The sequence below is a fragment of the Roseovarius conchicola genome (assembly GCF_041403425.1).
GTDB classification, from domain to species: domain Bacteria; phylum Pseudomonadota; class Alphaproteobacteria; order Rhodobacterales; family Rhodobacteraceae; genus Roseovarius; species Roseovarius conchicola.
Genome location: NZ_JBGEHK010000005.1, coordinates 161,280 through 183,254 on the forward strand (window position 1 = coordinate 161,280; position 21,975 = coordinate 183,254).

Sequence of the window (21,975 nt, forward strand, 5' to 3'; positions counted from 1 at the left end):
AAAAGGAGACCAGGAATGAGCTGGAACCCGACTCTGGAACCAAATTGCCCCAATGCGGGCAGCCTTGAGGCGCTGGAGACGCTGATTGTTCCGCGCGCCCGCGATCTGGGCGGGTTTGAAGTGCGCCGCGCCTTGCCCGCGCCCAAGCGGCAGATGGTTGGCCCGTTCATCTTCTTTGATCAGATGGGGCCGGCCGAGTTTCTGACCGGGCAGGGGATCGACGTGCGCCCGCACCCCCATATCGGCCTTGGAACGGTGACCTATCTTTATGATGGTGAGTTTCAGCACCGTGACAGCCTTGGCACCAACCAGATGATCTATCCCGGTGAGGTGAACTGGATGGTTGCCGGGCACGGTGTCACCCATTCCGAGCGCACAAGCGAAGCGACCCGCAAGGGTGAAAGTAAGCTGTTTGGCATTCAGACCTGGGTGGCCCTGCCGGAAAAGGACGAAGAGCGCGCGGCCAGTTTTGAGCATCACGAGCAAGAGGCGTTGCCGTTTCTGCAGGGCGAGGGCAAGGCGCTGCGCCTGATCATGGGCCGTGGCTGGGGAGAGACGGCGCCCGTAAGCACGTTCAGCGATATGTTTTACGCCGATGTAGTGATGGAGCCCGGCGCGATGCTGCCCCTGCCCGAAGACCACGAGGATCGCGGGGTTTATGTGACCCAAGGGTCGGTCGAGGTTGCCGGACAAGACTTTGAAACCGGGCAGATGATGGTTTTCCGCCCGGGCGATGCCATCACGCTGAAAGCTGGCGAGCAGGGCGCGCGGATCATGGCCCTGGGCGGTGAGACTCTGAACGGACCGCGTTACATCTCGTGGAACTTCGTGGCTTCCAGCAAAGAAAAGCTGGATGCGGCGAAAGAGGCATGGGCCCAAGGTGATTGGGAACATGGCCGCTTTCAACTGCCCCCCGGCGATGATGCGGAGTTCATCCCGCTGCCGTGATGGATTCGTGCAAAGCGGGATGGACAAGCCTGCGCCGGGGCCGCACAGTTGGCCTTGCGGAGGCAGTGCATGGAATGGACCGGAGAAGCTGAGGCGGGAACCCCCTATTGGTGGGACGCACTTGAGGAGAGTCCGCTTGAGGCGGGGCTGCCTGAACGCTGTGACCTCTTGGTCATAGGCGCGGGCTACACTGGGTTGTCGGCGGCCTTGGTCGCAGAAAGCTGCGGTGCGCGGGTGGTTGTTGTGGATGCAGGCGATCCGGGCAAGGGGGCCTCGACCCGCAATGGCGGAATGTTTGGCGCACATCCCAGACTGGGATGGAGCGTCCTGGCCAAGCGATTTGGTCACTCGGTGGCCGATGCGATATTTGCCGAGGCTGGTCCGGCGCTGGACTGGGTTAAAGGGTTGATCGCAGACGAGGGGATCGAGTGTGATCTGCAACAGACAGGCCGTATTCAACTGGCCTGGACAGCGCGGCACTTTGAAAACCAGAAACAGCTGGCGGCGCATGTGCGGGCGAAAAGTGATGTCGAGATCGAAATTGTCGAACGCGAAGATCTGCACCGCGAGATTGCGACCGAGCGGTATTTTGGTGGCGTCGTGCTGCCCCAGCATGGCGCGATTCACCCCGCGAAGTTTCATCAGGGGTTGCTGAACGCTGTCCTTGCCCGCGGTATCCCCGTTCTGGGACAGGCCGAAGTGATGGCATTGGAGCGTGACGGGGCGGGCTTTAAAGCGCTTATTGCGAAGGGCACCATTCACGCCGACAAGGTGGTTCTGGCGACCAACGGTTATACCACGCGGGCCTTTCGGGATCATTTGGCGCGGATGTTCCCCTTGCCCAGCTACATCATTGCCACCGAAGAATTGCCCGCCAACCTGATTGGTCATCTTGCGCCGGGGCGGCGGATGATGGTCGAAACCCGCGCACGCCACAGCTATTTCCGGATCTCGCCGGATGGAAAACGGGTGCTGTTTGGCGGCCGTGCCTCGATGTGCGAGATTGATCTGCCCACTGCGGCACGGCGTTTGAAGCGCACGATGTGCGAGGTCTGGCCCGAATTGGAAGGCGTGAAGCTGAGCCATGTCTGGACAGGCAATACCGGGTACAGTTTTGAGCATATGCCAAATGTCGGCGAGGATCGCGGCTTGCACCACGCGATGGGGTTTTCGGGGTCCGGCACGGTGATGGCACCCTATCTGGGGGCCATGGCGGCTTACCGCGCCATGGGTGATCCGCGCGGCGCCACGGCTTATACCGAAACGCGCCTTATTCGCCACCCCTTGCATCCTTTTGAAAAACCGCATTTTTTGAGGGCGGCGGATCTGTGGTATCGCACGGTGGTGGACACGCGTGAGCGTTGGCAGGCGCGCTGAACGGGAAGGGGCAGGCATGGTTGGTCGGTTAATATGCCGCGCGATGCGGCGCGAAAACAACCGTGTGGGGCGTTATTGCGCAATCCTCGGGTGCCCTATGTCAGGTAGGGCGAGGGTATGAGACTGTTTCTAGTGGTCGCGTTGACCATGATCGCCTTTGCTGCCAATTCCGTTCTGAACCGCATGGCCCTGGCTGGCGGCGGGATTGACGCGATTGCCTTTGGGGCGATCCGGCTTGTCGCCGGTGCGGTGATGCTGGGTGCGCTTTGCCTTCTGCTACGCGGCAAAATGCGGCTGGGCAGTGCGCACCGGGTCGCTGGGGTGGGCGCCTTGCTTCTTTATCTCTTTGGGTTTTCATATGCTTATGAAGCGCTGGATGCCGGATTGGGCGCGTTGGTGCTGTTTGGCATGGTGCAGATTACGATGTTCGCCGGCGGATTGATCGCGGGCGAGGCCATGCCGCGCCGACGCTGGATTGGCGCAGCACTGGCGATGACGGGTCTGATCTGGCTGCTCTTGCCCGGCGGCTCGGCACAGGTCAGCCTGCTGCATGGCGGGGCCATGGCGATCGCGGGTGTCGGCTGGGGCCTTTATTCGCTGGCCGGGCGCCGGGCAGGAGACGCGCTGCAGGACACGGGCGCGAATTTCGTGATCGCGGCGTTGATCTGTGCGCTGCCGGGCCTGTGGCTGGGCGAGATTGCAACGGGTGGTCCGGGCATCGAAGGCGTTCTGCTTGCCGTGATCTGCGGGGCCGTGACCTCGGGTCTCGGCTATGCGCTGTGGTACAGTGTTTTACCGCAGCTACAGGCGTCAGTCGCTGCCGTGGCACAGTTGACCGTGCCGGTTATCGCCATGGCAGGCGGTATGATGTTCCTGGGAGAAATGCTGACCCTGCAGGTTGTGCTGGCCTCGGTCCTGGTGCTGGGCGGCGTGGCCGTATCGGTCTTGCGCTATTCGAGAACCAATACTTCCAAAGGATCGTAATGCAGGGTGTCTGAAAACGCGATGCGTGGCAGGCTGTCAGGCTTCAGGCGGATCGTGCCCAGTTCGGACTGCGAAAAGAAGCGCCGCTTGTGCACGACCTGTTCGGGGTCTTCCCATGTCTCGGACAGTGCCCCGGCGGTGATGGAGCACCGGAAGAATACATCAACCTGATGGAAACCGTCGGCTGGATTGTGAAATTCATTGATTAGGCAAGGTTTTCCTACGGCGATTGTTAACCCGGTCTCCTCGTATACTTCGCGCGCCAGATTGTCGGGCAACGACTGTCCGGGCTCGGCCCCGCCACCGGGCGCGCACCATAAACCACTACGCTCACCCGGGAAGGCATTGACCAGAAGAAGCCGACTGTCCTGCACAATGACGGCTCGGGTTGAGAGGCGGATGGGCATGAGTGGCTTTCGTTTTAGCGAAGAATATCGGTCGAGGACCGTTGATAGTCTTAGAATGGATCAGCTTTGGGGGGAAGCGGGCATGATGCTAGAACAACATGGTTGTCCATCATCTGGTAACGTTACGGGATGGCCCCTTTTCTATCGTTGGAAATGAGCTTATCTGACCTTCCATGAGAGTGTTGGTTCTGTCCCTTTTGATGTTTTTGCCCGGCCTGGCGCGGGCGGATTGTGTCATTCTACTGCATGGGCTGGCGCGGACCGAAGCGTCTTTTCTGGTAATGGAAGAGGTGCTGGAGGACGAGGGCTACGATGTATTTCGCCCCGACTATCCTTCGACCCGCGATGAGATTGCTAAGCTGGCTGATGAAACGCTGCCCTTTGCAGTGCGGGTCTGTGGCGAGGGCAAGATTCACTTTGTAACCCATTCCATGGGTGGCATCCTGTTGCGTTTCTGGCTTGCCGAACAGCGGGAGGAGCCGCTTAACCTTGGCCGCGTGGTAATGTTGGGGCCGCCCAACCAGGGCTCTGAAATCGTGAATGAATTTGGCGGCTACGAGTTGTTTGAATGGCTCAACGGCCCTGCCGGAATGCAGCTTGAGGCGGGCGAAAACGGGCTGCCTGATAACCTGCCGCCCGTGGATTTTGAGCTTGGGGTGATTGCTGGCACACGTTCGCTCAACCCCTATTTTTCATCGCTGATCGAAGGGGTGGATGATGGCAAGGTCTCGGTCGAGTCGACCAAGGTCGAGGGTATGGATGATCATATCGAACTGCCGGTGACCCACACATTCATGACGATGAACCCGCTGGTGATCGCACAGGTGCAGGCATTTTTGCGCAACGGCGCTTTTGACCATGATCTCACCATGGGTGATCTGATCTGGGGTGACGGCGAGTGAGTGGACTGGCCGTCCGGCTGACCGGCGCCGAGGTATTGCATCCCGAAGGCCTGAGTCAGGATGCGCTGAACCTGGTCGAAGGGCGGATTGTCGGGGATCGCGCTGATTTGCGCGAGATTGACCTCAGCGGTTATCTGATCCTGCCCGGCATTGTCGACGCCCATGGAGACGGGTTCGAGCGGCATTTGGCCCCGCGGCGCGGTGCGATGAAGGATCTGGGCCAAGGGCTGATCGCGGCCGAGGCGGAACTGGCCGCCAATGGCATCACCACCGCTGTGCTGGCGCAGTTTTACAGCTGGGAAGGCGGCATGCGTGGCGCCGAATTCGCCGAACGTGTGTTTGCATCCCTGACACAGGTGGCCCCGCGCGTGGTCACTGATCTGCACGCCCAGTTGCGGTTCGAGACGCCGATGGTGGACGATTACGCCGAGATGCAACAGATGGTGGCGCGCCACGGCATTGGCTATGTGGTGTTCAACGATCACCTGCCGCATGAGGCTTTGACCAAGGGCAAGCGCCCCAAACGGCTGACCGGACAGGCGCTGCGGATCGGGCGTAACCCCGAGAAACATCTGGCCTATATGCAGGGACTGCATGCGCGCCACGGCGAGGTGCCCGAAGCGCTGGACCGGGCTTGTACGGCCCTAATCGCATCCGGCGTTCGGCTGGGCAGCCATGATGACCGCACCTCGCAAGAGCGGAGCGCGTGGCGTGCGCGCGGCGTGCGGATTGCCGAGTTTCCCGAGCAGATTGAGGCGGTTGACGCGGCTTTCACCCATGGCGACCGGGTGATCATGGGGGCACCTAACGTCGTGCGGGGCGGGTCACATAATGGCAATGCCAGCGCGGTGGAACGGGTGATCATGGGACAGGTCGATGCGCTGGCCTCGGACTATCACTACCCGTCGTTGCGCCGGGCGGCCTTCCTGATGGCCGAAAGCGGTGTCAGCGATCTGGCCGGGGCCTGGGCGCTGGTCTCCTCCGGCCCGGCAAAAGTTCTTGGATTGGAGGATCGGGGGATACTGGCCCGCGGCAAACGTGCTGATCTGGTGGTGTTTGATGCGGAGAGCCACGCCGTTTGCGCCACGATCTGCGCCGGGCAGGTGAGTTACATGAGCGGCGAAGTGGCTGCGCGGTTTGTGGGGTGATGGCCGGAAAACGGGAGGACGGTTTTCTACAGCCTTGAATGCCCGCTCTGAGCCCAGTGCGGTCGTTCCCGTCATGCGCCAAGCCGGTTAACAGCCGCGCAGCGGCCCAGCCATCGTCAGCCCCTCCCTTGGGCTGGCGATTTGTTTGACGGAAGCGCTGCGTTCGTTCTGTGGACGTATTTGGCAGCCATAAAGTGCCCTGTGGGTCGCCACCCCAGGGGCTGACGTTGGCCTCCGGTGGCTGGCCCACGGCGAAGGTCCGCTTCGTCCGCCAAACGGATTTACGCCTGTTACCTTGATATGCGGTTCACATGCCCCATCTTGCGGCCCGGCTTGGTCTCGGCCTTGCCATAGAGGTGCAGCGCCGCATGGCTTTCCCGCGCGATCTGATCGACGCGGTCCATATCGTCGCCAATCAGGTTCTCCATCACCACATCCGCATACCGCGTGCCATCGCCCAAAGGCCATCCCGCCACTGCACGGATGTGCTGCTCAAACTGATCAACGGTGCAGCCTTGCTGCGTCCAATGCCCGGAATTATGCACGCGCGGGGCGATTTCATTGATGATCAGACCCTCGGGCGTGACGAACAGTTCCACCCCCATCACCCCGACATAATCGAGTTTGTTGAGGATCTGCGCGGTCAACAACACCGCATCCGAGCGTTGCGACGGGGACAGGCGCGCGGGGATGGTGGTGGTGCGCAAAATGCCCTCGCGATGCACGTTCTCACCGGGATCGAAACACGCCACCTCGCCGCTCACCCCGCGTGCGCCGATCACCGACACCTCGTGTGAGAAGTCCACAAACCCCTCATAGATCGCCGGTTGTCCTGCCATATCGGCCAGCGCCTGTTCGGCATCATCCGGCGTCGTGATCCGCGCCTGTCCTTTTCCGTCATAGCCAAACCGACGGGTTTTGAGGATGGCGGGCAGGCCAATTTCGGCCATCGCTTCGGCCAGATCCACGGCATCATCCACGGCGGCGAAAGGCGCGGTCAACAGGCCCATCTCGCTAAGGAATGCCTTTTCAACCAGCCGATCCTGACTGACCCGCAAGGCATCGCGCCCGGGGCGCACGGGTTTCATCGCCTCAAGGATGTCCAACGCGGATGTGGGAATGTTTTCAAACTCATAGGTGATGACATCTACCGCCTTGCCAAACTGGCGCAGGGCGTCGGCATCGTCATACTCGGCCTTGAAATGGTAGTTGGCCACATGGCTGGCCGGGCAATCGCCGCCGGGCTCAAAAATGCAGGTTTTGAATCCCAGGCGGGCGGCTGCAACTGACAGCATCCGGCCCAGCTGTCCACCGCCCAGGATCCCGATGGTGGCCCCGGCGGGCAGGGCGGTCATTCCGGGCTCTCCGGGATCGAGGCCGAAAGCGCGTCGCGCCACGCGTCCAGACGTGCAGCCAGATCGGTATCGGAATTGGCCAGAATAGCTGCAGCCATCAGGCCGCCGTTGGCCGCACCCGCGGCACCGATGGCCATGGTGGCAACGGGAAAGCCTTTGGGCATCTGCACAATGGAATACAGGCTGTCGACACCGGACAAGGCCTTGGTTTGCACCGGCACGCCAATCACCGGCACACGGGTTTTGGACGCCATCATGCCGGGCAAATGCGCGGCGCCACCGGCCCCTGCGATGATCGCCTGCAACCCCCGGTCAGCGGCTGTTTTGCCATAGTCCCAAAGCCGGTCGGGTGTGCGATGCGCCGACACGATCCGCGTCTCATAGGCCACGCCCAATTCATCCAGGATGTCAGCGGCTTCCTTCATCGTCGGCCAGTCGGATTGACTGCCCATGATGATCCCCACTTTCACGTCGCTCATTGCGCTGTCCTATCGTTTTGGAATGCGGCACTATAGAGATGCGCGGCGGGCTGACAAGATGGTTTCAGGAGGCACAGAGATGAGTGATGTCAAAGGCTTCACCCAAGCCAACAAGGCGGCCTGGGACGCCTCGGCCCCGGCGCACGAAGCGGGCGAAGACTGGAGCGCCCTGGTCCGGGATGTCGCCCGGCCGGGATTTTCAGTCTTTGACGCAACCATGACGGCGGTTTTACGCCAAATCGGGGTCGAAGGCCTGCGCGTGGTGCAGATCGGGTGCAATAACGGGCGCGAGTTGTTGTCTTTGCCAAGCCTTGGCGCGCTGCCGGTTCTGGGGATAGATCAATCCAGCGCGTTTTTGGATCAGGCGCGGCGCCTGGCGGATATCGCCGGGTCGGATTGCGCCTTTCTGGAGGCCGATATCTATGCATTGCCCGAACAAACGCCCTGGGGATTTGACCTGGCGCTGATCACCATCGGCGTGCTGAATTGGATGCCAGACCTGCCACGGTTTTTCGAGATTGTCGCTGGATTGTTGGCCCCGCGCGGGCGGCTGGTGATCTATGAAACCCATCCGGTTCTGGAAATGTTCGAGCCTGAGGATGAACACCCGTTTCGCCTTGTGCATTCCTATTTCAAGACGGATCCCTTCGTTGAGAACGAGGTGATGACCTATGACGGCACGGATGGCGGCAAGGGAGAGACATCCTATTGGTTCCTGCACAATATGGGTGACGTCGTCACCAGCTGTGTGCAGGCTGGTCTGGTGATTGAAAGCCTGACCGAATACCCCCATTCCAATCGCGAAGTGGCCTACGACAAATACGAAGGGCAGGACGCGCAATTGCCCCTTTGCTACACCCTCGTAGCGCAAAAGGGGTAAAGAGGGTCACCTTGACTTTATTCACTGACCGGTGAATAAAAAGTCATGGCCCGCCAAATCGAATATGACCCGGTCGCGCTGCGCAAGAATATCCTTGGCGTTTTCTGGCAGCATGGGTTTTCAGAGACGTCTCTGGCCGATATCGAAGCGGCAACCGGGCTGAACCGTCGCCAGCTTTACAATGGCCCCGGCGACAAGCGTGAGATGTTCCTGCAGGCTCTGGACGATTTCTTTGAACAGGTTGGGCGCGATTTTCTGGGCAAGCTGGAAAGTGACGAGGCCGGTATTCAGGATATCGCGAATCTTCTGAACCGGCTGGTGGGCTTAGCAGATGGCAAAGAGGGCGTGTCCGGGTGTCTGGTCTGCAGCACGTCGCAGGAAGAGATTGCGCAGGATAGCGCCGTGAAGGATCGGCTTGATGCCTATTTTGACCGGATCAAATCTGCCTATGTGAACACGCTGACCCGCGCCATTGCGCGTGGAGAGATTGATCTGCCGGGTGATGCCGTCGAAGGGCGCAGTGCCAGCCTTTTCGCCGTGCATGTTGCGCTTTGTATCCTCGGTCGGGCCAAGCGCCCACAAGAAGAGCTCGCCCGGATGGCGGCACAGGCGGTGGCCGATCTGCGATAATTATTTACTCAAACTTCACCGAACAGAGAAGAAAGGAAGATGTGATGAAACGAATAAAATCAACACTATTGGCGGTGGCGATGCTGGGAGGGGCAGGCCTGTTTTTCGCAGGCGCTAGTCAGGCACAGTCGGTGACAAACGCTTCTGACATATCGGCCGAATTCCCTTACGAGCATCAATTCGTAGAGGTATTGGGTGCGCAGATGGCCTATATCGAGGCAGGTGAGGGGCCGGTGGCCTTGCTGATCCACGGCAATCCAACGTCCTCTTATATCTGGCGCAATGTCATTCCCTTTATCTCGGATGATCACCGGGTCATTGCCATCGACCTGATTGGGATGGGGGCCAGTGACAAGCCGGATATCGATTACACGTTTCAGGATCATTATGCCCATGTAGAAGGTTTCATCGAGGCAATGGAACTGAGCGATATCACCCTTGTTCTGCATGACTGGGGGGCTGGCCTTGGCAGTTACTATGCTGCCAACAACCCGGATAACGTGAAGGCGATAGCAATGATGGAGGCCGCTGCGCCGCCCGCCTTGCCGATCCCGGAGTGGGGCATGATCGCGGATCAGCAGATGCGCGAGACTTTCCAGGCATTTCGCGATCCGGTGAAGGGCCCCGAGATCATTCTGGAGCAGAACGCGTTTATCGAGGGGTTGTTGCCGGGGGCCGTTCTGCGTCCGCTTGGTGAGGGTGAAATGGAGGCTTACCGCGCGCCCTATCCAACGCCTGAAACACGCAAACCCATTCTGGTCTGGCCCAATGAAATTCCAATCGAGGGTGTGCCTGCGCGCAACGTGACCGTGATGCAGGAGATCGCCGATTGGCTGATGACATCCGAACAGCCCAAGCTGGTACTTTATGCATCGCCTGGCTTGCTGGTGTCGCCAGAGACTGCTGCCTTTGCCGCCTCGAACTACAGCAACATCGAGACACGTTACATCGGGCCGGGCCTTCACTACATTCAGGAGGACCACCCCGAGGTTATCGGGCGCAACCTCTCTGACTGGATTCGCGATCGGGTTGAAGATGCGCGCTAGACCCTGATAAGCGCTATCGCGCTCGCCAATCGCGCCGGCGTGAATGGATCACGCGATAATATCGGGATAGAGACGGTCTTCGATCAGGGCGATATGATCCTTCAGCCGCAATTTTTGCTGCTTTAAGCGCTTTATTGTCAGGGCGTCCGCCGTGCCCTTTTCCTGTAGTGCCGTGATCGCTTCGTCCAGATCGCGGTGCTGGTGGCGATATTCTTCCAGTTCGACGCGCAAAACCTCGTCTGACTTCATCGACAGGTCGCTGAGGACGTTCATAGGCTAAGATTCCCGTGGCTCTTGAACTGCTAACATAGTATTTCCAAAGGATTTCGCAAAGCCCTTGCGCGGGCAGGGTTAAGTCCCCATATTTCTGTTGCTGGTCGCCGTGTAAGGGGCCATGCAAAACAGGACTGTCGCTTAAGCCAAGGACGTGTCGATGACAAAGCTTACCCTGGGGTCGCACCCTTATATGCTGGGATTTGAACAGCTGGAGCGTATGCTGGAACGCAGCGCCAAGACGGGCAACGAAGGTTACCCTCCGTTCAATATCGAGCAAACCTCGAAATCTTCCTATCGCATCACGCTGGCCGTGGCCGGTTTTGGCGAAGGTGACCTGTCGATTACGGTGGAGGACCGCCAGTTGGTGATCCGTGGCCGCCAGAGCGACGATGGCGAGGCGCGGGTGTTCCTGCATCGCGGTATTGCCGCACGACAGTTTCAACGCTCTTTCGTACTGGCCGACGGTGTGGAAGTGGGCGAGGCGATCATGGAAAACGGTCTGCTGCATGTCGACCTGACCCGAGCAGAGCCTGAGACAGTTGTGCAAACGATCAAGATCAACAGGGGGTAGCGTTATGGATACGAAATTTGAATTCGAGACAGATGAGGGGCAGGCCATCGTCTATGTACGCCCCGTTCCGGTCACCGAGCTGCCCGACGAGGTGCGCCAGCAGGCCGAAGGCCTTGAAACGCTTTATGCGGTGTATTCGGTCGATGGCGAACGTCTGGCCCTGGTCAAAGATCGTGCACTGGCCTTTGTGCTGGCGCGTCAGAACAACCTGACACCGGTTGGGGTGCATTAAATTCAATATACCTGAATGGCTGCGCAGAGCCCAAGCGGTCATTGACCCAAGCCGCGCGATGGCCAGACCGCGGAATGGCGAACCGACTTCTGTGCAGAGCACTTTATGGCCGCCAAATCCGCAAAAGATCAGAGCGACGCGCTTTCCTCACCAAATCGCCAGCCCTTGCGGGCGGTCTGGCAATTGCGCGGCGGCCTGCGGCCTTGGTTCCGCGTGGGGGGCAAGTTTCGCTCTATCCCGCATAGCAGACGTTCGTGCGTTCACAACTCCCGCGCCACTTTCCTCAGCTCAAACTTCTGGATCTTCCCGGTGCTTGTCTTGGGCAGCTCTTGAAACACCACGGATTTGGGACATTTGAATCCGGCAAGGTGCTCGCGGGCGAAGGCGATTATCCCGGCTTCATCTGCCTTGGCCCCGTCCTTGAGTTCGATAAAGGCGCAAGGGGTTTCGCCCCATTTGTCATCGGGGCGGGCGACCACGGCGCAAAGCAGGACGGCGGGGTGTTTCATCAACGCGCCTTCCACCTCGACCGAGCTGATGTTTTCCCCGCCCGATATGATGATGTCCTTGGCGCGATCCGCGATCTTGAGATAGCCATCATCGTGTTGGAACGCGATATCTCCGGAATGGAAATACCCGTCTTCAAATGCCTCGGAGGTAGCCTTGGGGTTCTTCAGATAGCCCTTCATCACCGTGTTGCCGCGCACCATGATTTCGCCCTGTGTTTGTGCGTCCATGGGAATCTGTTCCATGGCGTCCGCATCCATCGAGGTGATGTGTTCGGCCATGCTCATCTCGACCCCGGTGCGGGCCTTGATCGCATAGCGGTCATCATCAGGCAGGGTGTCCCAATCGGTTTTCCAGATGCATTGGGTGACGTGGCCATAGGTTTCGGTCAGCCCGTAGACCTGCGTGACGTTAAAGCCCAAGGGTTCAATCGCGGCCAAAGTGGCGGCAGGGGGCGGGGCGCCAGCGGTGAAAACCTCGATCACGTGATCGAAGGGGCGGCGTTCTTCATCCTTGGCATTGACGATCATGTTCAGAACGATGGGTGCGGCACCCATATGGCTGACGCCCTCATCGGCGATGGCATTGTAAATGGCCGCAGGCGTGATATCGCGACAGCAAACCACCGTGCCGCCCAGCATGGGCATCATCCAGGTGTGGTTCCAGTTGTTGCAGTGAAACATCGGCACGATGGTCAAATAGCGTGCCCCGCGCGGTACGGGCCAATCAATGGCTGTCCCCATCGTCATCAGATACGCGCCCCGGTGGTGATAGACCACGCCCTTGGGACGCCCCGTGGTGCCCGAGGTATAGTTCAGCGCCAGGCTTTCCCACTCATCTTCGGGCATGATCCATTCAAAATCGGGATCGCCCGAGGCCAGAAGTGCCTCGTATTCCGTGTAATGGCCATGGGCATGCACCCCGCCCACATCATCCGCGACCTCGATCAGGGTGGGGGCGGGGCCCTCCATCATCTCTACAGCCTCGGCGACAACGGGCAGGAACTGGGGATCGACCAGTGCTACCTTGGCCCCACCATGATCAAAGATGTAGGCAATGGTGTCGGCCTCCAGCCGGGTGTTGATCGCGTTCAATACGGCACCAGAAGCGGGCACGCCAAAATGTGCCTCGGCATGGGCGGGGATGTTGGGCAGCACGGTGGCCACCACGTCGCCGGGCGTCACGCCCAGTTTGACCAGCCCCGAAGCCAGACGCGTGCAGCGTTCGTAATACTGCGCATAACTGCGCCGGGTGGATCCATAGACGACGGCTTCTTGGTCGGCAAAAAGGCGTGCGGCGCGGCGCAGATGCGACAGCGGTGTCAGCGGCACAAAATTGGCGGCGTTTTTGTCCAGCCCGGTTTCGTCACTCATCCAGCCCATTTCGATCCTCCCTGAATCGTGCGGCAAAGGGTGGAGTGACCATATTGAGATTTTAGTCGCGATCAATATTTAAATGTCAGACAATTAAAAAGGCATGCAGCCGGCTGTACAGCGTCCTGTCACAGGTGATGCGGGTGCGAGGGGGCGCTTCGCACCTGCAGGTGGGCTTTAAGCCGCCAATCCTTGCGGACCACGGCATCCGTGCTGAAGCGATCAGACCATGGCGATGCATGGCAGGAATTGCCGGAAAAGACCCTCCAGTTTAACCGACTAAACGTCCGGTTCCATGACCCGCGTCAAGGCGCGTTCGCTTTATTCGCGCTAGACTCTGGGAATCTGTGAGCGCGATCTGGGATCGCGCTCTTTGTCCAACGAGGGGTGGTCCATGCAATTGAAGGAATACAGCAAGGTCGAACGTGCAACCAATCTCAGTCGCGATGAAGTCGGTCGGCTTGGTACGGCCATTCTCTTTATCGTGGCGGTGATCATCTATACCGGCACGCAGTTTGCCCACTTGGAACAATCCTACATGCTGATCGCGGCTGCGGTGATCGGTGCCTACATGGCGATGAACATTGGCGCCAACGATGTGGCCAACAATGTCGGGCCCGCCGTGGGTTCCCTGGCCATGACGATGACAATGGCCATCCTGATCGCAGCCGTGTTCGAGGCCGCAGGGGCCATCATTGCCGGTGGGGACGTGGTGTCCACCGTCAAGAAAGGCATTATCGACCCGGCTGACATTGATAACCCGGACATGTTTGTCTGGGTCATGATGGGGGCGTTGCTGGGCGCGGCGATCTGGCTGAACCTCGCCACCTGGCTGGGCGCGCCCGTGTCGACAACACATTCCATCGTTGGCGGCGTCATGGGCGCAGGCATCGCGTCGAGCGGCTGGGAGATCGTGAACTGGGACGCCATGGCAAGGATCGCTTCGTCCTGGGTGATCTCGCCAGTGGTCGGCGGTCTGATTGCCGCGTTGTCTTTATTCCTGCTCAAAAAGACGGTGTTTTTCAAAGCCGACCCGATTGAGGCCGCCAAGAAGATCGTGCCGATCATGATCGGTGTGATGGGCTGGGCCTTCACCACCTATATTGCGCTGAAAGGGATCAAGCATCTGGTTAAGATATCCTTCCCGATGGCGCTGCTTGTCGGACTGATCGCCGGATGTGTGATCTATATCGTGATCAAACCCCTGGTCGCCAAAAGGGCTCCGGGTCTGTCGCCGGATCGTGACGGGGTCAACCGCCTGTTTACCGTTCCATTGATCTTCGCGGCTGCCATGCTCAGCTTTGCCCATGGCGCCAATGACGTGGCCAACGCCGTCGGCCCGCTGGCCGGGATTGTGGACGTTCTGAGTGAAGGCGAGGGCGGCGGCAAGGTGGCGATTCCGTTCTGGGTTATGGGAATAGGCGCGATCGGCATCTCAATCGGGCTGGCGCTGTTCGGACCCAAGCTTATCCGGACCGTTGGTTCCGAGATCACCGAACTGGATCGTGCACGCGCTTTTTGTATTGCGCTTGCGGCTGCGATCACGGTGATCATCGCCAGTCAGCTGGGTTTGCCGGTCAGTTCGACCCATGTTGCCCTGGGCGGCGTGTTCGGGGTGGGGTTTCTGCGCGAATTTCTGGAACAACGGCTTGGTCGTGTGGTCGAGACCGTGATCCAGTCCCATAGGGGCGAGGCTGACTTCCGAGAAGTGGAACATGCATTGCGCGATTTCCAGAACGCTCCACCAGAGGACAAGAAACGCATTCTGAACGAGTTGAAAAAGATGGGCCCGGAGGCCAGCATTACCGCAGCACAGCGCAAACAATTACAACAAGCGCTGAAGCGGCAACTGGTCAAGCGGTCTTCGCTGCTGAAAATCGTCTCAGCCTGGATCATCACGGTGCCAGTGTCGGCGGCGATGGCCAGTATCTTTTACTTTGCGCTGCGCGGCATGATGCTACCCTGATATCCACCCGCACAGCGGTTGAGAAATCAGGCACACAGGCGTAGCGTTTTCCGATGATTATTTCCCCCGGTCGCAATTACATCTTCGTGCACATTCCCAAGACCGGGGGCACCTCGCTGGCTTTGGCATTGGAGGATCGCGCCAAGGCGGATGATATCCTGATCGGAGACACGCCCAAGGCGCTGCGCAGGCGGAGGCGGTTGAAAGGCGTACAGGCCAAGGGTCGCTTGTGGAAACACTCTACTCTGGCCGATATCGACGAGTTGGTGACCCCCGAATTTGTGGGCAGTGCCTTTATCTTTAGTTTGGTGCGTAACCCGTGGGACCGGATGGTCAGCTATTACCATTGGCTGCGCGATCAGGGATTTGATCACCCGGCGGTGCATTTGGCCCAAAGGCTGGCATTTGACGAGTTTGTGCAATCCCCGCATACGCGTCAGTCGTTTCGCACCCATCCGTACTCAAGTTACCTGCGCGATGCGACGGGGCAGGACCGGGCCACGCATTACATCCGGCTCGAACATTTTGCCGAAGATGCCGCCCCGCTTTGGGCGCATCTGGGGTTTCGCCTGAGCCTTCCGCATGAAAACGCATCGGCACGTGGACGGGATTATCGCGGCTATTATGACGACGCGCTGGCCGAGGTCGTTGGTGAAATCTGCGCCGAGGACATTGCGCGGTTCGGTTACCGGTTCGGCTGAGGGATACAGTCCGGGAAATCCGTATCGCAGGCTTGTCTCGAAACGCTCTCGCCCGGCCATTCCTGTCAAAACTACGGTCAGAGTTTGCGGTTGTGATGTTGGTATTGCGGGGCATTGCCACCTGCTTTTGCAACAAAACGAAAGTGTGGCAGTTGATTGTCTTGATCAGGGCAACAGTGCCCGAATTGTGCCGTTTTCTCGTCCAAGGGCGGTCCAACGAATCGTGTTTTGTTAACCTTATTGCAACCAACGAGCTGCCGGTTGCTTACCATGGGGGGTGAATAAAATGTTCGGACGCATGTCTGCACAAGTCAGGGGATTAAAACGCATGAGCGAGACGACGGGCGCTTATGATGGTGGCGCCATCGGCATGTCGTCCGGTGTGATATCCGGAAGCCGCGTGGCCACGGCCATGGGCTGGCGTTCGGTCGAGGCGCTGGCGGTGGGCGATCTGGTGCTGACCTTTGATGCCGGGCTGCAACCGGTAACACGGATCACCCGCAAACCGATCTGGGCTGTTGATGCCACTGCCCCACGCAACCTGTGGCCGCTGCGCGTTCCCAGAGGTGCCTTGGGAAACCGGAACGAACAACTCCTGCTGCCCAATCAATACGTGATGATCGAAAGCGATGCGGGGGAAGACCTGTTTGGCGATCCGTTCTCGTTGATCAAAGCCAATGCGCTGGAAGGTGTGAACGGGATCGAAGCGACACCGCCCGCCTCCGGTCAAGAGGCCGTGGTGCTGCATTTCGACCGCGATCAGGTGATTTTCGATGCAACCGGCGTGATGTTTTACTGCCCGTCATCCGGCGATCTGCTGGATCATGCGTCTTCGCCTTACAACGCGTTGAACCGTCAGGACGCCGAAGTTCTGGTTATGTGTATTGAAAGCGAAGCGGCCACCAGCCTGGTATGGCAGGCCGAACCGCAAATGGCCCCGAATTACGCGATGGCCTGAGATTTCTGAGTGTGACGCGGGAGGGACACCGGATCAGGGCAATGCCCCCGTCCTGACCGGACCCGCTGATCAAACCACGAGGCATTGTACACGCCTCGATACGCAAAACGCGCGACCCGGTACGGGCCGCGCGTTTTTGTTTCTTTTTGATGGGCGTCAGGCTGCGGATTTCTGGCTGTCAAACCGGCCATAAAAGCTTTGGGTCTTGTCGGCCATCTCGCGCAGCAGGGCGGGGGTAGTAAAGCGGGTGCCGAATTTCTCGGTCAGTTGGTCACACCGCTCCGCCGCATAAGGCGTGCCGATGATGTCCAGCCAGCTGAACGGTCCGCCCGACCATGGCGCAAAGCCCCAGGCCAGGATCGCGCCCACATCGCCTTCGCGGATATCTTCCAGCACGCCTTCTTCCAGCGCGCGCACCGCTTCCAGCACCTGGGCGAACATCAGGCGATGCTGCACCTCGTGCAGGTCCGGTTGCTCTTCGGTAGTGGGGTACTTGGCGGCAATCCCGTCCCAATAGCCCAAACGCTTGCCCTTCTCGTCATAGTCAAAGAAGCCTGCGTTGGACTTGCGCCCCAGACGGCCTTCTTCTTCCATCCAGAAGATCACATCGTCCACGGCACCATCGGGATAGGCATCGCCCATCGCCGCCTTCGTGGCGCGGGCGATCTTGGCGCCCAGATCAATCGAGGTTTCATCGACCAGTTGCAGCGGCCCAACCGGGAAACCCAGCTGACGTGCGGCATTGTCGATCAGGGCAGGGGCGACGCCCTCGGCCACCATGCGGATGCCTTCGTTGATGTAGGGAATGATGCAGCGGTTACAGTAGAAGAACCGCGCATCATTGACCACGATCGGCGTTTTGCGGATCTGGCGGACGTAATCCAGCGCCTTGGCGGTCGCAACGGGGCCGGTTTCCTTGCCCTTGATGATCTCCACCAGCATCATCTTCTCGACGGGTGAGAAGAAGTGAATGCCGATGAACTGTTCGGGTTTGTCCGACGCCTTGGCCAGCTCAGAAATCGGCAGGGTCGAGGTGTTGGTGGCAAAGATGCAATCGGGGCCGACATGCTTGAGCACGTTCTTGGTGACTTCGGCCTTCACGCCCGGGTCTTCGAACACGGCCTCGATAATCAGGTCGCAGCCCTCAAGAGCGGCGTAATCCGTTGTCGCGTTGATTCGCGCCAGCGTCGCCTCTTTCTTCTCCTCGGTCGCCTTTTTGCGCTTGATGCCCTTGTCCATGTAATCGGCGGTATAGGCCTTGCCCTTGTCAGCCGCCTCTTGTTTCTGGTCGATCAGGACGACCTCCATGCCTGCCATGGCCGAGACCAGCGCGATGCCCGCGCCCATCATGCCAGCCCCCATTACACCGACCTTTTTGACGGTCTGATCGGCCACGTCGGGGCGGTTCGCACCTTTTTCCAACGCTTCCTTGTTGATGAACAGGCTGCGGATCATGGCGCTTGATGAGGGATTCATCAGTACATTGGTGAACCAGCGCGCTTCGATCTTCAGCGCGGTATCAAACGGCACCAGCGCGCCCTCATAGACAGCAGATAACAGCGCCTTGGCGGCGGGGAACGCGCCTTGCGTCTTGCCGTTGACCATGGCCGAAGCCCCCACGAAGGTCATGAAGCCTGCTGGGTGATAAGGCGCGCCGCCGGGCATTTTATAGCCCTTTTCGTCCCAGGGTTTGACGATGGATGGTTCGGAGAGAACCCACTCGCGAGCCTTCTCGATCAGCTCATCTGCCGGAACAACCTCATCCACCAGACCGGCCATCTTGGCCTTTTGTGGGTTGTTCAGCTTGCCTTCCAGCAACAGCGGAGAGGCCCCCATCGCGCCCAGCTTGCGCACCAGCCGCGTGGTGCCGCCCATGCCGGGGAAGATCCCGACCATGATCTCGGGCAGGCCGATTTTGGCCTTGGGGTTGTCCGCCGCAAAGATACGGTGGCAGGCCAGCGGGATTTCAAGGCCAATGCCAAGGGCCGTGCCGGGCAGGCAGCAGGCGATGGGCTTGCCACCCTTGTTCTTGTCATCCATCCCGCCGCGTTCGATCTTGCGCAGGATGGCGTGGGTGGCCATCAGGCCATCCATCAGGCCCTTGGCCGGATTGTCGCCTGCGGCCTCTTTCATCTTCGCAATGACGTTGAGGTCCATACCGCCCGCAAAGCTGCCTTCCTTGCCCGAGGTCAGGATCACGCCTTTCACGGCGTCATCGGCCAGCGCGTCATCAATCAGGCTGTCCAGCAGGGGCCAGGCCTCCATGCTCATTACGTTCATGGACTTGCCGACCGTGTCCCAGGTGATGATCGCGACGCCGTCTGCGCCTTTTTCCATTGTGAAATCAGTCATGTGTTCTCTCCCTTCAGGGGTGTTCCGTCTTTGCGGGTAAAGGCTGCGCCGTCCGCGTTCATTGTGACTTTCAGGTCGATATCGCTGTACCAGCCGGTCTCGGTTTCGGTGCGTGTGCCGATCACGAGGAAACGTGCCTCGGCCTCTGTCTGGTTGACAAAATGGTGCCCATTGGCGCGGCCCGCCGGGAAGGCGGTGCAGTCGCCAACGCTCATCTCGGTCTCGCCGTCATCGTCGATCAGGGTGCAACTGCCTTGTGTCACCATCACGAACTCATCCTGCTTTTCGTGCCAGTGGCGCAGCGAGGATTTCGCGCCGGGGGCGAGGATGACGATGTTCGCGCCAAACTGCGTCAGTCCGCCCGCGTCGCCGACACGCAGCGACGAACGCCCCGCCATCTCGGCATCATAAGGCGCGGGATAGATCGAGCCGGTTTTGACCGGGACTTTGGAAAGGTCGATTTTGCTCATGAAAAGCCATGCTCCGCGATATGAGATTTGATCTCGGCCAGCATCTCCTCGGGCGTACCGAGGGCGATGCGGATGTGCTTGTTATAGTCAAAACGTTGACGGTCCATCGCACTGCCCGGATCGCCTTGCAGTTTGAAGCAGAGATACGGGTTTTCGGTGTAAAGGCGGATCAGCGCCCCATCATAGACGTTCACGATCTGCAGCATGTGCAGGTTCTGCGCCTGCGCCAAAGCGTACACCTCTGGAAAGGGGTGATCGTCGCCGATGGGGTGCGTATAGGCCATTTACACGCGCTCTATGATGGTGGCCGCACCCATGCCGGATGCGATGCACAGCGTGGCCAGCCCGGTTTCCTTGTCGGTCCGCTCCAACTCGTCCAACAAGGTGCCGATGATGATCGCGCCTGTGGCGCCCAGCGGGTGGCCCATGGCGATGGAGCCGCCATTGACGTTGACCAGCTCGGGATCGACATCAAAAGCCTGCTGGAAGCGCAGCACGACGCTGGCAAAGGCTTCGTTGACCTCAAACAGATCAATATCGCCAATCTCCATACCGGAATCGGCTAGGATTTTCTGGGTCGCGGGCACTGGGCCGGTCAGCATGATCGTGGGGTCGGTGCCGATCTTGCAAGTCTGGCGGATGCGGGCGCGGGGCTTGAGCCCGTACTTCTCCCCAAACTCCTTGTTGCCAATCAGCACACCTGCCGAGCCATCCACGATGCCGGACGAGTTGCCCGCGTGGTGAATGTGGTTGATCCGCTCCAGATGCGGGTACTTCATCTTGGCGATGGCATCAAAGCCCGGCATCACCTCGCCCATTTGCTGGAAGGCGGGGTTCAGACCGCCAAGCGACTGCATATCTGTGCCGGGGCGCATGTATTCGTCATGATCCAGAATGGTCAGTCCGTTCTGGTCTTTGACGGTGATGACGGATTTCTCAAAACGATTGTCATCCCACGCGGCCTTTGCCCGGCGCTGGGATTCCATCGCCAGTTGATCGGCCTCGTCGCGCGAAAAGCCGTATTCGGTGGCGATGATGTCTGCGCTGATGCCTTGCGGGACGAAATAGGTTTCCATCGCAACACTTGGGTCCACGGCAATCGCCGCCCCGTCGCTGCCCATGGCCACGCGGCCCATCATTTCCACGCCACCGGCGATGTAAGCCTCGCCCGCGCCGCCCTTGACCTGATTGGCCGCGAGGTTCACGGCTTCCATGCCGGAGGCGCAGAACCGGTTGATCGCCAGCCCCGGAATGCTCTCATCCAGGTCAGAGGCCAGAACCGCGGTCCTCGCAAGACACCCACCTTGCTCCATCACTTGCGTGACATTGCCCCAGATCACGTCTTCAACCGCATGGCCATCCAGACCATTGCGGTCTTTCAACGCGTTGAGCACCTGAGACGACAGGCGCACCGAGGTGACCTCGTGCAGCGAGCCATCCTTGCGGCCCTTGCCACGCGGCGTGCGCACGGCGTCATAAATATAGGCTTCGGTCATAGTTATCTCCTTATCAGGCGCGGTCAGCGGGGCTGCCCGGCATCAGGTCATAGGGGTGTTTCCAGCCCGGTGTGTCTTGGATGTTGGTCAGCCAGCGGTTGATATGTGTCCACTCGCTTCGGTCAAAGCCGAAAGGTTCAGGGTAGAAAAGATAACCACAGCAACTGAGGTCGGCATTGGTGAGTGCGTCGCCTACGATCCAGTCGCGCCCCTCAAGATGGTCGTTCAGTACCTGATAAGCGGCCCTGAGACGGCCCTGCATGAAGGTAATGACCTCGGCCGGGCGTTTGTCTTCCGGCAGGAAATTCATCAGGAAACGGGTCATCCCGGCTTGGGAAGACAGTTTGTGGTTGTCCCACAGCACCCAGCGGAAGGCCTCGTAATTCTCGCCGTGATCCTTGCCGCCGAATTTGCCCGATTTCTCGGTCACATAGGCTTGAATGGCCCCCGATTGCGAGGTGCGGAAATCCCCGTCGATCAGGGTGGGCACCTCGCCCATTTCGTTCACGTTGGCGCGGAATTCCGGGGTGCGGGTCTCACCGCCGAAGAAATCTACGTAGACCGGCTCCCATTCAAGGCCCGACAGTTCCAGCGCCAGCGCGGCCTTGTAGGCGTTACCGCTTTCTCCCATGCAGTAGAGTTTGATGGTCATACCGAACCTCCCGATTGCCAGTGTAGATATGAGTATTTTGAGCAAGATGAAGAGAGCAGCGGTTCACGTTTGATTAACGTTAATGCGTTTTCCTGGGCCTGCGTCACAGGCTGGAGAGCCGATGGGCGTGCAAGGTGAAGCCCTGTCATCGCGCCTGATGCCAGTCGGCCCGCGCGCAAGGCAGGGTGGAGCGCCTCCCTTTCATCTTGCCCGAAATACTCCCGCCGGAGGCATCCTGCCAATCGGCTATGTCGCATCGATTGCA

General features: G+C 59.5%; 23 protein-coding genes. 13 read left to right on the top strand and 10 right to left on the bottom strand.

From position 1 onward, the window contains the following. The first annotated feature begins 15 nt into the window (after positions 1-15). From V6N02_RS15220 to V6N02_RS15230, 3 genes are all read left to right on the top strand, one after another. Positions 16-948, top strand: coding sequence for a pirin family protein (locus V6N02_RS15220; RefSeq protein ID WP_371226711.1), 933 nt, complete (start codon positions 16-18; stop codon positions 946-948). A 69-nt stretch (positions 949-1,017) separates the two neighbouring features. After that, positions 1,018-2,325, top strand: a complete 1,308-nt coding sequence (locus V6N02_RS15225; RefSeq protein ID WP_371226713.1) for an NAD(P)/FAD-dependent oxidoreductase — start codon at positions 1,018-1,020, stop codon at positions 2,323-2,325. 117 nt (positions 2,326-2,442) lie between these two features. Then, positions 2,443-3,309 carry a DMT family transporter gene (locus V6N02_RS15230; RefSeq protein ID WP_371226715.1) on the top strand — a complete coding sequence of 289 codons (867 nt, stop codon included), beginning with the start codon at positions 2,443-2,445 and terminating at the stop codon, positions 3,307-3,309. Here the strand turns inward: V6N02_RS15230 and V6N02_RS15235 are convergent. Next, positions 3,276-3,716, bottom strand: coding sequence for an NUDIX domain-containing protein (locus V6N02_RS15235; RefSeq protein ID WP_371226717.1), 441 nt, complete (start codon positions 3,714-3,716; stop codon positions 3,276-3,278). The genes V6N02_RS15230 and V6N02_RS15235 overlap by 34 nt on opposite strands. 173 nt (positions 3,717-3,889) lie before the next feature. On the opposite strand from V6N02_RS15235, the gene V6N02_RS15240 reads away from it, so the two are divergent. Together V6N02_RS15240 and V6N02_RS15245 are read left to right on the top strand one after the other, a co-directional pair. Next, entirely contained in the window at positions 3,890-4,618 is a 729-nt protein-coding gene (locus V6N02_RS15240) for an esterase/lipase family protein (protein ID WP_371226719.1), read from the top strand. Beyond that, positions 4,615-5,766, top strand: coding sequence for an alpha-D-ribose 1-methylphosphonate 5-triphosphate diphosphatase (locus tag V6N02_RS15245; RefSeq protein WP_371226721.1), 1,152 nt, complete (start codon positions 4,615-4,617; stop codon positions 5,764-5,766). The genes V6N02_RS15240 and V6N02_RS15245 overlap by 4 nt, the downstream gene beginning before the upstream one ends. 290 nt (positions 5,767-6,056) lie before the next feature. On the opposite strand, the gene V6N02_RS15250 is transcribed toward V6N02_RS15245, so the two are convergent. Both V6N02_RS15250 and purE read right to left on the bottom strand, forming a co-directional pair. Next, positions 6,057-7,121: a 5-(carboxyamino)imidazole ribonucleotide synthase gene (locus V6N02_RS15250; protein ID WP_371226723.1), complete on the bottom strand. Its 1,065-nt coding sequence runs from the start codon at positions 7,119-7,121 to the stop codon at positions 6,057-6,059. Beyond that, positions 7,118-7,600, bottom strand: coding sequence for a 5-(carboxyamino)imidazole ribonucleotide mutase (gene purE / locus V6N02_RS15255; protein ID WP_371226725.1), 483 nt, complete (start codon positions 7,598-7,600; stop codon positions 7,118-7,120). Before purE ends, V6N02_RS15250 begins: the two co-directional genes overlap by 4 nt. Before the next feature lie 79 nt (positions 7,601-7,679). Here purE and V6N02_RS15260 point away from each other — a divergent pair, with 79 nt between their 5' ends. Genes V6N02_RS15260 through V6N02_RS15270 form a run of 3 tightly spaced genes read left to right on the top strand, consistent with a single transcriptional unit; the run spans position 7,680 to position 10,156 of the window. After that, positions 7,680-8,480 carry a class I SAM-dependent methyltransferase gene (locus V6N02_RS15260; protein ID WP_371226727.1) on the top strand — a complete coding sequence of 267 codons (801 nt, stop codon included), beginning with the start codon at positions 7,680-7,682 and terminating at the stop codon, positions 8,478-8,480. A 45-nt stretch (positions 8,481-8,525) separates the two neighbouring features. Continuing rightward, entirely contained in the window at positions 8,526-9,110 is a 585-nt protein-coding gene (locus V6N02_RS15265; RefSeq protein ID WP_371226728.1) for a TetR/AcrR family transcriptional regulator, read from the top strand. Between the two features lie 44 nt (positions 9,111-9,154). Next, positions 9,155-10,156 (top strand): haloalkane dehalogenase, encoded by a 1,002-nt coding sequence (locus V6N02_RS15270; protein ID WP_371226730.1) that lies wholly within the window; start codon positions 9,155-9,157, stop codon positions 10,154-10,156. Positions 10,157-10,204: 48 nt separating this feature from the next. Here the strand turns inward: V6N02_RS15270 and V6N02_RS15275 are convergent, their stop codons facing one another. Then, positions 10,205-10,429: a YdcH family protein gene (locus V6N02_RS15275; protein WP_371226732.1), complete on the bottom strand. Its 225-nt coding sequence runs from the start codon at positions 10,427-10,429 to the stop codon at positions 10,205-10,207. A 160-nt stretch (positions 10,430-10,589) separates the two neighbouring features. Between V6N02_RS15275 and V6N02_RS15280 the strand changes: the two genes are divergently transcribed. Both V6N02_RS15280 and V6N02_RS15285 read left to right on the top strand, forming a co-directional pair. Then, complete coding sequence (locus tag V6N02_RS15280; RefSeq protein ID WP_371226734.1) at positions 10,590-11,003, top strand: Hsp20 family protein; 414 nt, start codon at positions 10,590-10,592, stop codon at positions 11,001-11,003. 4 nt (positions 11,004-11,007) lie between these two features. After that, positions 11,008-11,235, top strand: a complete 228-nt coding sequence (locus V6N02_RS15285) for a DUF1150 family protein (protein WP_371226736.1) — start codon at positions 11,008-11,010, stop codon at positions 11,233-11,235. Positions 11,236-11,495: 260 nt separating this feature from the next. Here the strand turns inward: V6N02_RS15285 and V6N02_RS15290 are convergent, their stop codons facing one another. Then, positions 11,496-13,124 carry an AMP-binding protein gene (locus V6N02_RS15290; RefSeq protein WP_371226738.1) on the bottom strand — a complete coding sequence of 543 codons (1,629 nt, stop codon included), beginning with the start codon at positions 13,122-13,124 and terminating at the stop codon, positions 11,496-11,498. A 385-nt stretch (positions 13,125-13,509) separates the two neighbouring features. On the opposite strand from V6N02_RS15290, the gene V6N02_RS15295 reads away from it, so the two are divergent. The 3 genes from V6N02_RS15295 (at position 13,510) to V6N02_RS15305 (ending at position 16,740) form a co-directional block, all read left to right on the top strand. Then, positions 13,510-15,081, top strand: coding sequence for an inorganic phosphate transporter (locus tag V6N02_RS15295; protein WP_371226740.1), 1,572 nt, complete (start codon positions 13,510-13,512; stop codon positions 15,079-15,081). 53 nt (positions 15,082-15,134) lie between these two features. Next, positions 15,135-15,782: a sulfotransferase family 2 domain-containing protein gene (locus tag V6N02_RS15300; protein ID WP_371226742.1), complete on the top strand. Its 648-nt coding sequence runs from the start codon at positions 15,135-15,137 to the stop codon at positions 15,780-15,782. A gap of 328 nt (positions 15,783-16,110) precedes the next feature. Continuing rightward, positions 16,111-16,740: a Hint domain-containing protein gene (locus V6N02_RS15305; RefSeq protein ID WP_371226744.1), complete on the top strand. Its 630-nt coding sequence runs from the start codon at positions 16,111-16,113 to the stop codon at positions 16,738-16,740. A gap of 156 nt (positions 16,741-16,896) precedes the next feature. Here the strand turns inward: V6N02_RS15305 and V6N02_RS15310 are convergent, their stop codons facing one another. The 5 genes from V6N02_RS15310 to V6N02_RS15330 are packed head-to-tail and all read right to left on the bottom strand — an operon-like array spanning position 16,897 to position 21,710. Continuing rightward, positions 16,897-19,092 carry a 3-hydroxyacyl-CoA dehydrogenase NAD-binding domain-containing protein gene (locus V6N02_RS15310; RefSeq protein ID WP_371226746.1) on the bottom strand — a complete coding sequence of 732 codons (2,196 nt, stop codon included), beginning with the start codon at positions 19,090-19,092 and terminating at the stop codon, positions 16,897-16,899. Next, positions 19,089-19,562, bottom strand: a complete 474-nt coding sequence (locus V6N02_RS15315; protein ID WP_371226748.1) for a cupin domain-containing protein — start codon at positions 19,560-19,562, stop codon at positions 19,089-19,091. The genes V6N02_RS15310 and V6N02_RS15315 overlap by 4 nt, the downstream gene beginning before the upstream one ends. Then, positions 19,559-19,846 carry a hypothetical protein gene (locus V6N02_RS15320; RefSeq protein ID WP_371226750.1) on the bottom strand — a complete coding sequence of 96 codons (288 nt, stop codon included), beginning with the start codon at positions 19,844-19,846 and terminating at the stop codon, positions 19,559-19,561. Before V6N02_RS15320 ends, V6N02_RS15315 begins: the two co-directional genes overlap by 4 nt. Next, positions 19,847-21,058, bottom strand: a complete 1,212-nt coding sequence (locus tag V6N02_RS15325) for an acetyl-CoA C-acetyltransferase (RefSeq protein ID WP_371226752.1) — start codon at positions 21,056-21,058, stop codon at positions 19,847-19,849. Between the two features lie 13 nt (positions 21,059-21,071). Beyond that, positions 21,072-21,710: a glutathione S-transferase family protein gene (locus tag V6N02_RS15330; RefSeq protein ID WP_371226754.1), complete on the bottom strand. Its 639-nt coding sequence runs from the start codon at positions 21,708-21,710 to the stop codon at positions 21,072-21,074. Positions 21,711-21,975 lie beyond the last annotated feature (265 nt).

Coding starts and splice junctions, on each gene's coding strand:
- V6N02_RS15235 (WP_371226717.1), bottom strand. CDS start 3,716: ATGCCCATCCGCCTCTCAACCCGAGCCGTCATTGTGCAGGACAGTCGG.
- purE (WP_371226725.1), bottom strand. CDS start 7,600: ATGAGCGACGTGAAAGTGGGGATCATCATGGGCAGTCAATCCGACTGG.
- V6N02_RS15300 (WP_371226742.1), top strand. CDS start 15,135: ATGATTATTTCCCCCGGTCGCAATTACATCTTCGTGCACATTCCCAAG.
- V6N02_RS15270 (WP_371226730.1), top strand. CDS start 9,155: ATGAAACGAATAAAATCAACACTATTGGCGGTGGCGATGCTGGGAGGG.
- V6N02_RS15275 (WP_371226732.1), bottom strand. CDS start 10,429: ATGAACGTCCTCAGCGACCTGTCGATGAAGTCAGACGAGGTTTTGCGC.
- V6N02_RS15310 (WP_371226746.1), bottom strand. CDS start 19,092: ATGACTGATTTCACAATGGAAAAAGGCGCAGACGGCGTCGCGATCATC.
- V6N02_RS15315 (WP_371226748.1), bottom strand. CDS start 19,562: ATGAGCAAAATCGACCTTTCCAAAGTCCCGGTCAAAACCGGCTCGATC.
- V6N02_RS15295 (WP_371226740.1), top strand. CDS start 13,510: ATGCAATTGAAGGAATACAGCAAGGTCGAACGTGCAACCAATCTCAGT.
- V6N02_RS15325 (WP_371226752.1), bottom strand. CDS start 21,058: ATGACCGAAGCCTATATTTATGACGCCGTGCGCACGCCGCGTGGCAAG.
- V6N02_RS15280 (WP_371226734.1), top strand. CDS start 10,590: ATGACAAAGCTTACCCTGGGGTCGCACCCTTATATGCTGGGATTTGAA.
- V6N02_RS15240 (WP_371226719.1), top strand. CDS start 3,890: ATGAGAGTGTTGGTTCTGTCCCTTTTGATGTTTTTGCCCGGCCTGGCG.
- V6N02_RS15285 (WP_371226736.1), top strand. CDS start 11,008: ATGGATACGAAATTTGAATTCGAGACAGATGAGGGGCAGGCCATCGTC.
- V6N02_RS15290 (WP_371226738.1), bottom strand. CDS start 13,124: ATGGGCTGGATGAGTGACGAAACCGGGCTGGACAAAAACGCCGCCAAT.
- V6N02_RS15225 (WP_371226713.1), top strand. CDS start 1,018: ATGGAATGGACCGGAGAAGCTGAGGCGGGAACCCCCTATTGGTGGGAC.
- V6N02_RS15265 (WP_371226728.1), top strand. CDS start 8,526: ATGGCCCGCCAAATCGAATATGACCCGGTCGCGCTGCGCAAGAATATC.
- V6N02_RS15260 (WP_371226727.1), top strand. CDS start 7,680: ATGAGTGATGTCAAAGGCTTCACCCAAGCCAACAAGGCGGCCTGGGAC.
- V6N02_RS15220 (WP_371226711.1), top strand. CDS start 16: ATGAGCTGGAACCCGACTCTGGAACCAAATTGCCCCAATGCGGGCAGC.
- V6N02_RS15305 (WP_371226744.1), top strand. CDS start 16,111: ATGAGCGAGACGACGGGCGCTTATGATGGTGGCGCCATCGGCATGTCG.
- V6N02_RS15320 (WP_371226750.1), bottom strand. CDS start 19,846: ATGGCCTATACGCACCCCATCGGCGACGATCACCCCTTTCCAGAGGTG.
- V6N02_RS15330 (WP_371226754.1), bottom strand. CDS start 21,710: ATGACCATCAAACTCTACTGCATGGGAGAAAGCGGTAACGCCTACAAG.
- V6N02_RS15250 (WP_371226723.1), bottom strand. CDS start 7,121: ATGACCGCCCTGCCCGCCGGGGCCACCATCGGGATCCTGGGCGGTGGA.
- V6N02_RS15230 (WP_371226715.1), top strand. CDS start 2,443: ATGAGACTGTTTCTAGTGGTCGCGTTGACCATGATCGCCTTTGCTGCC.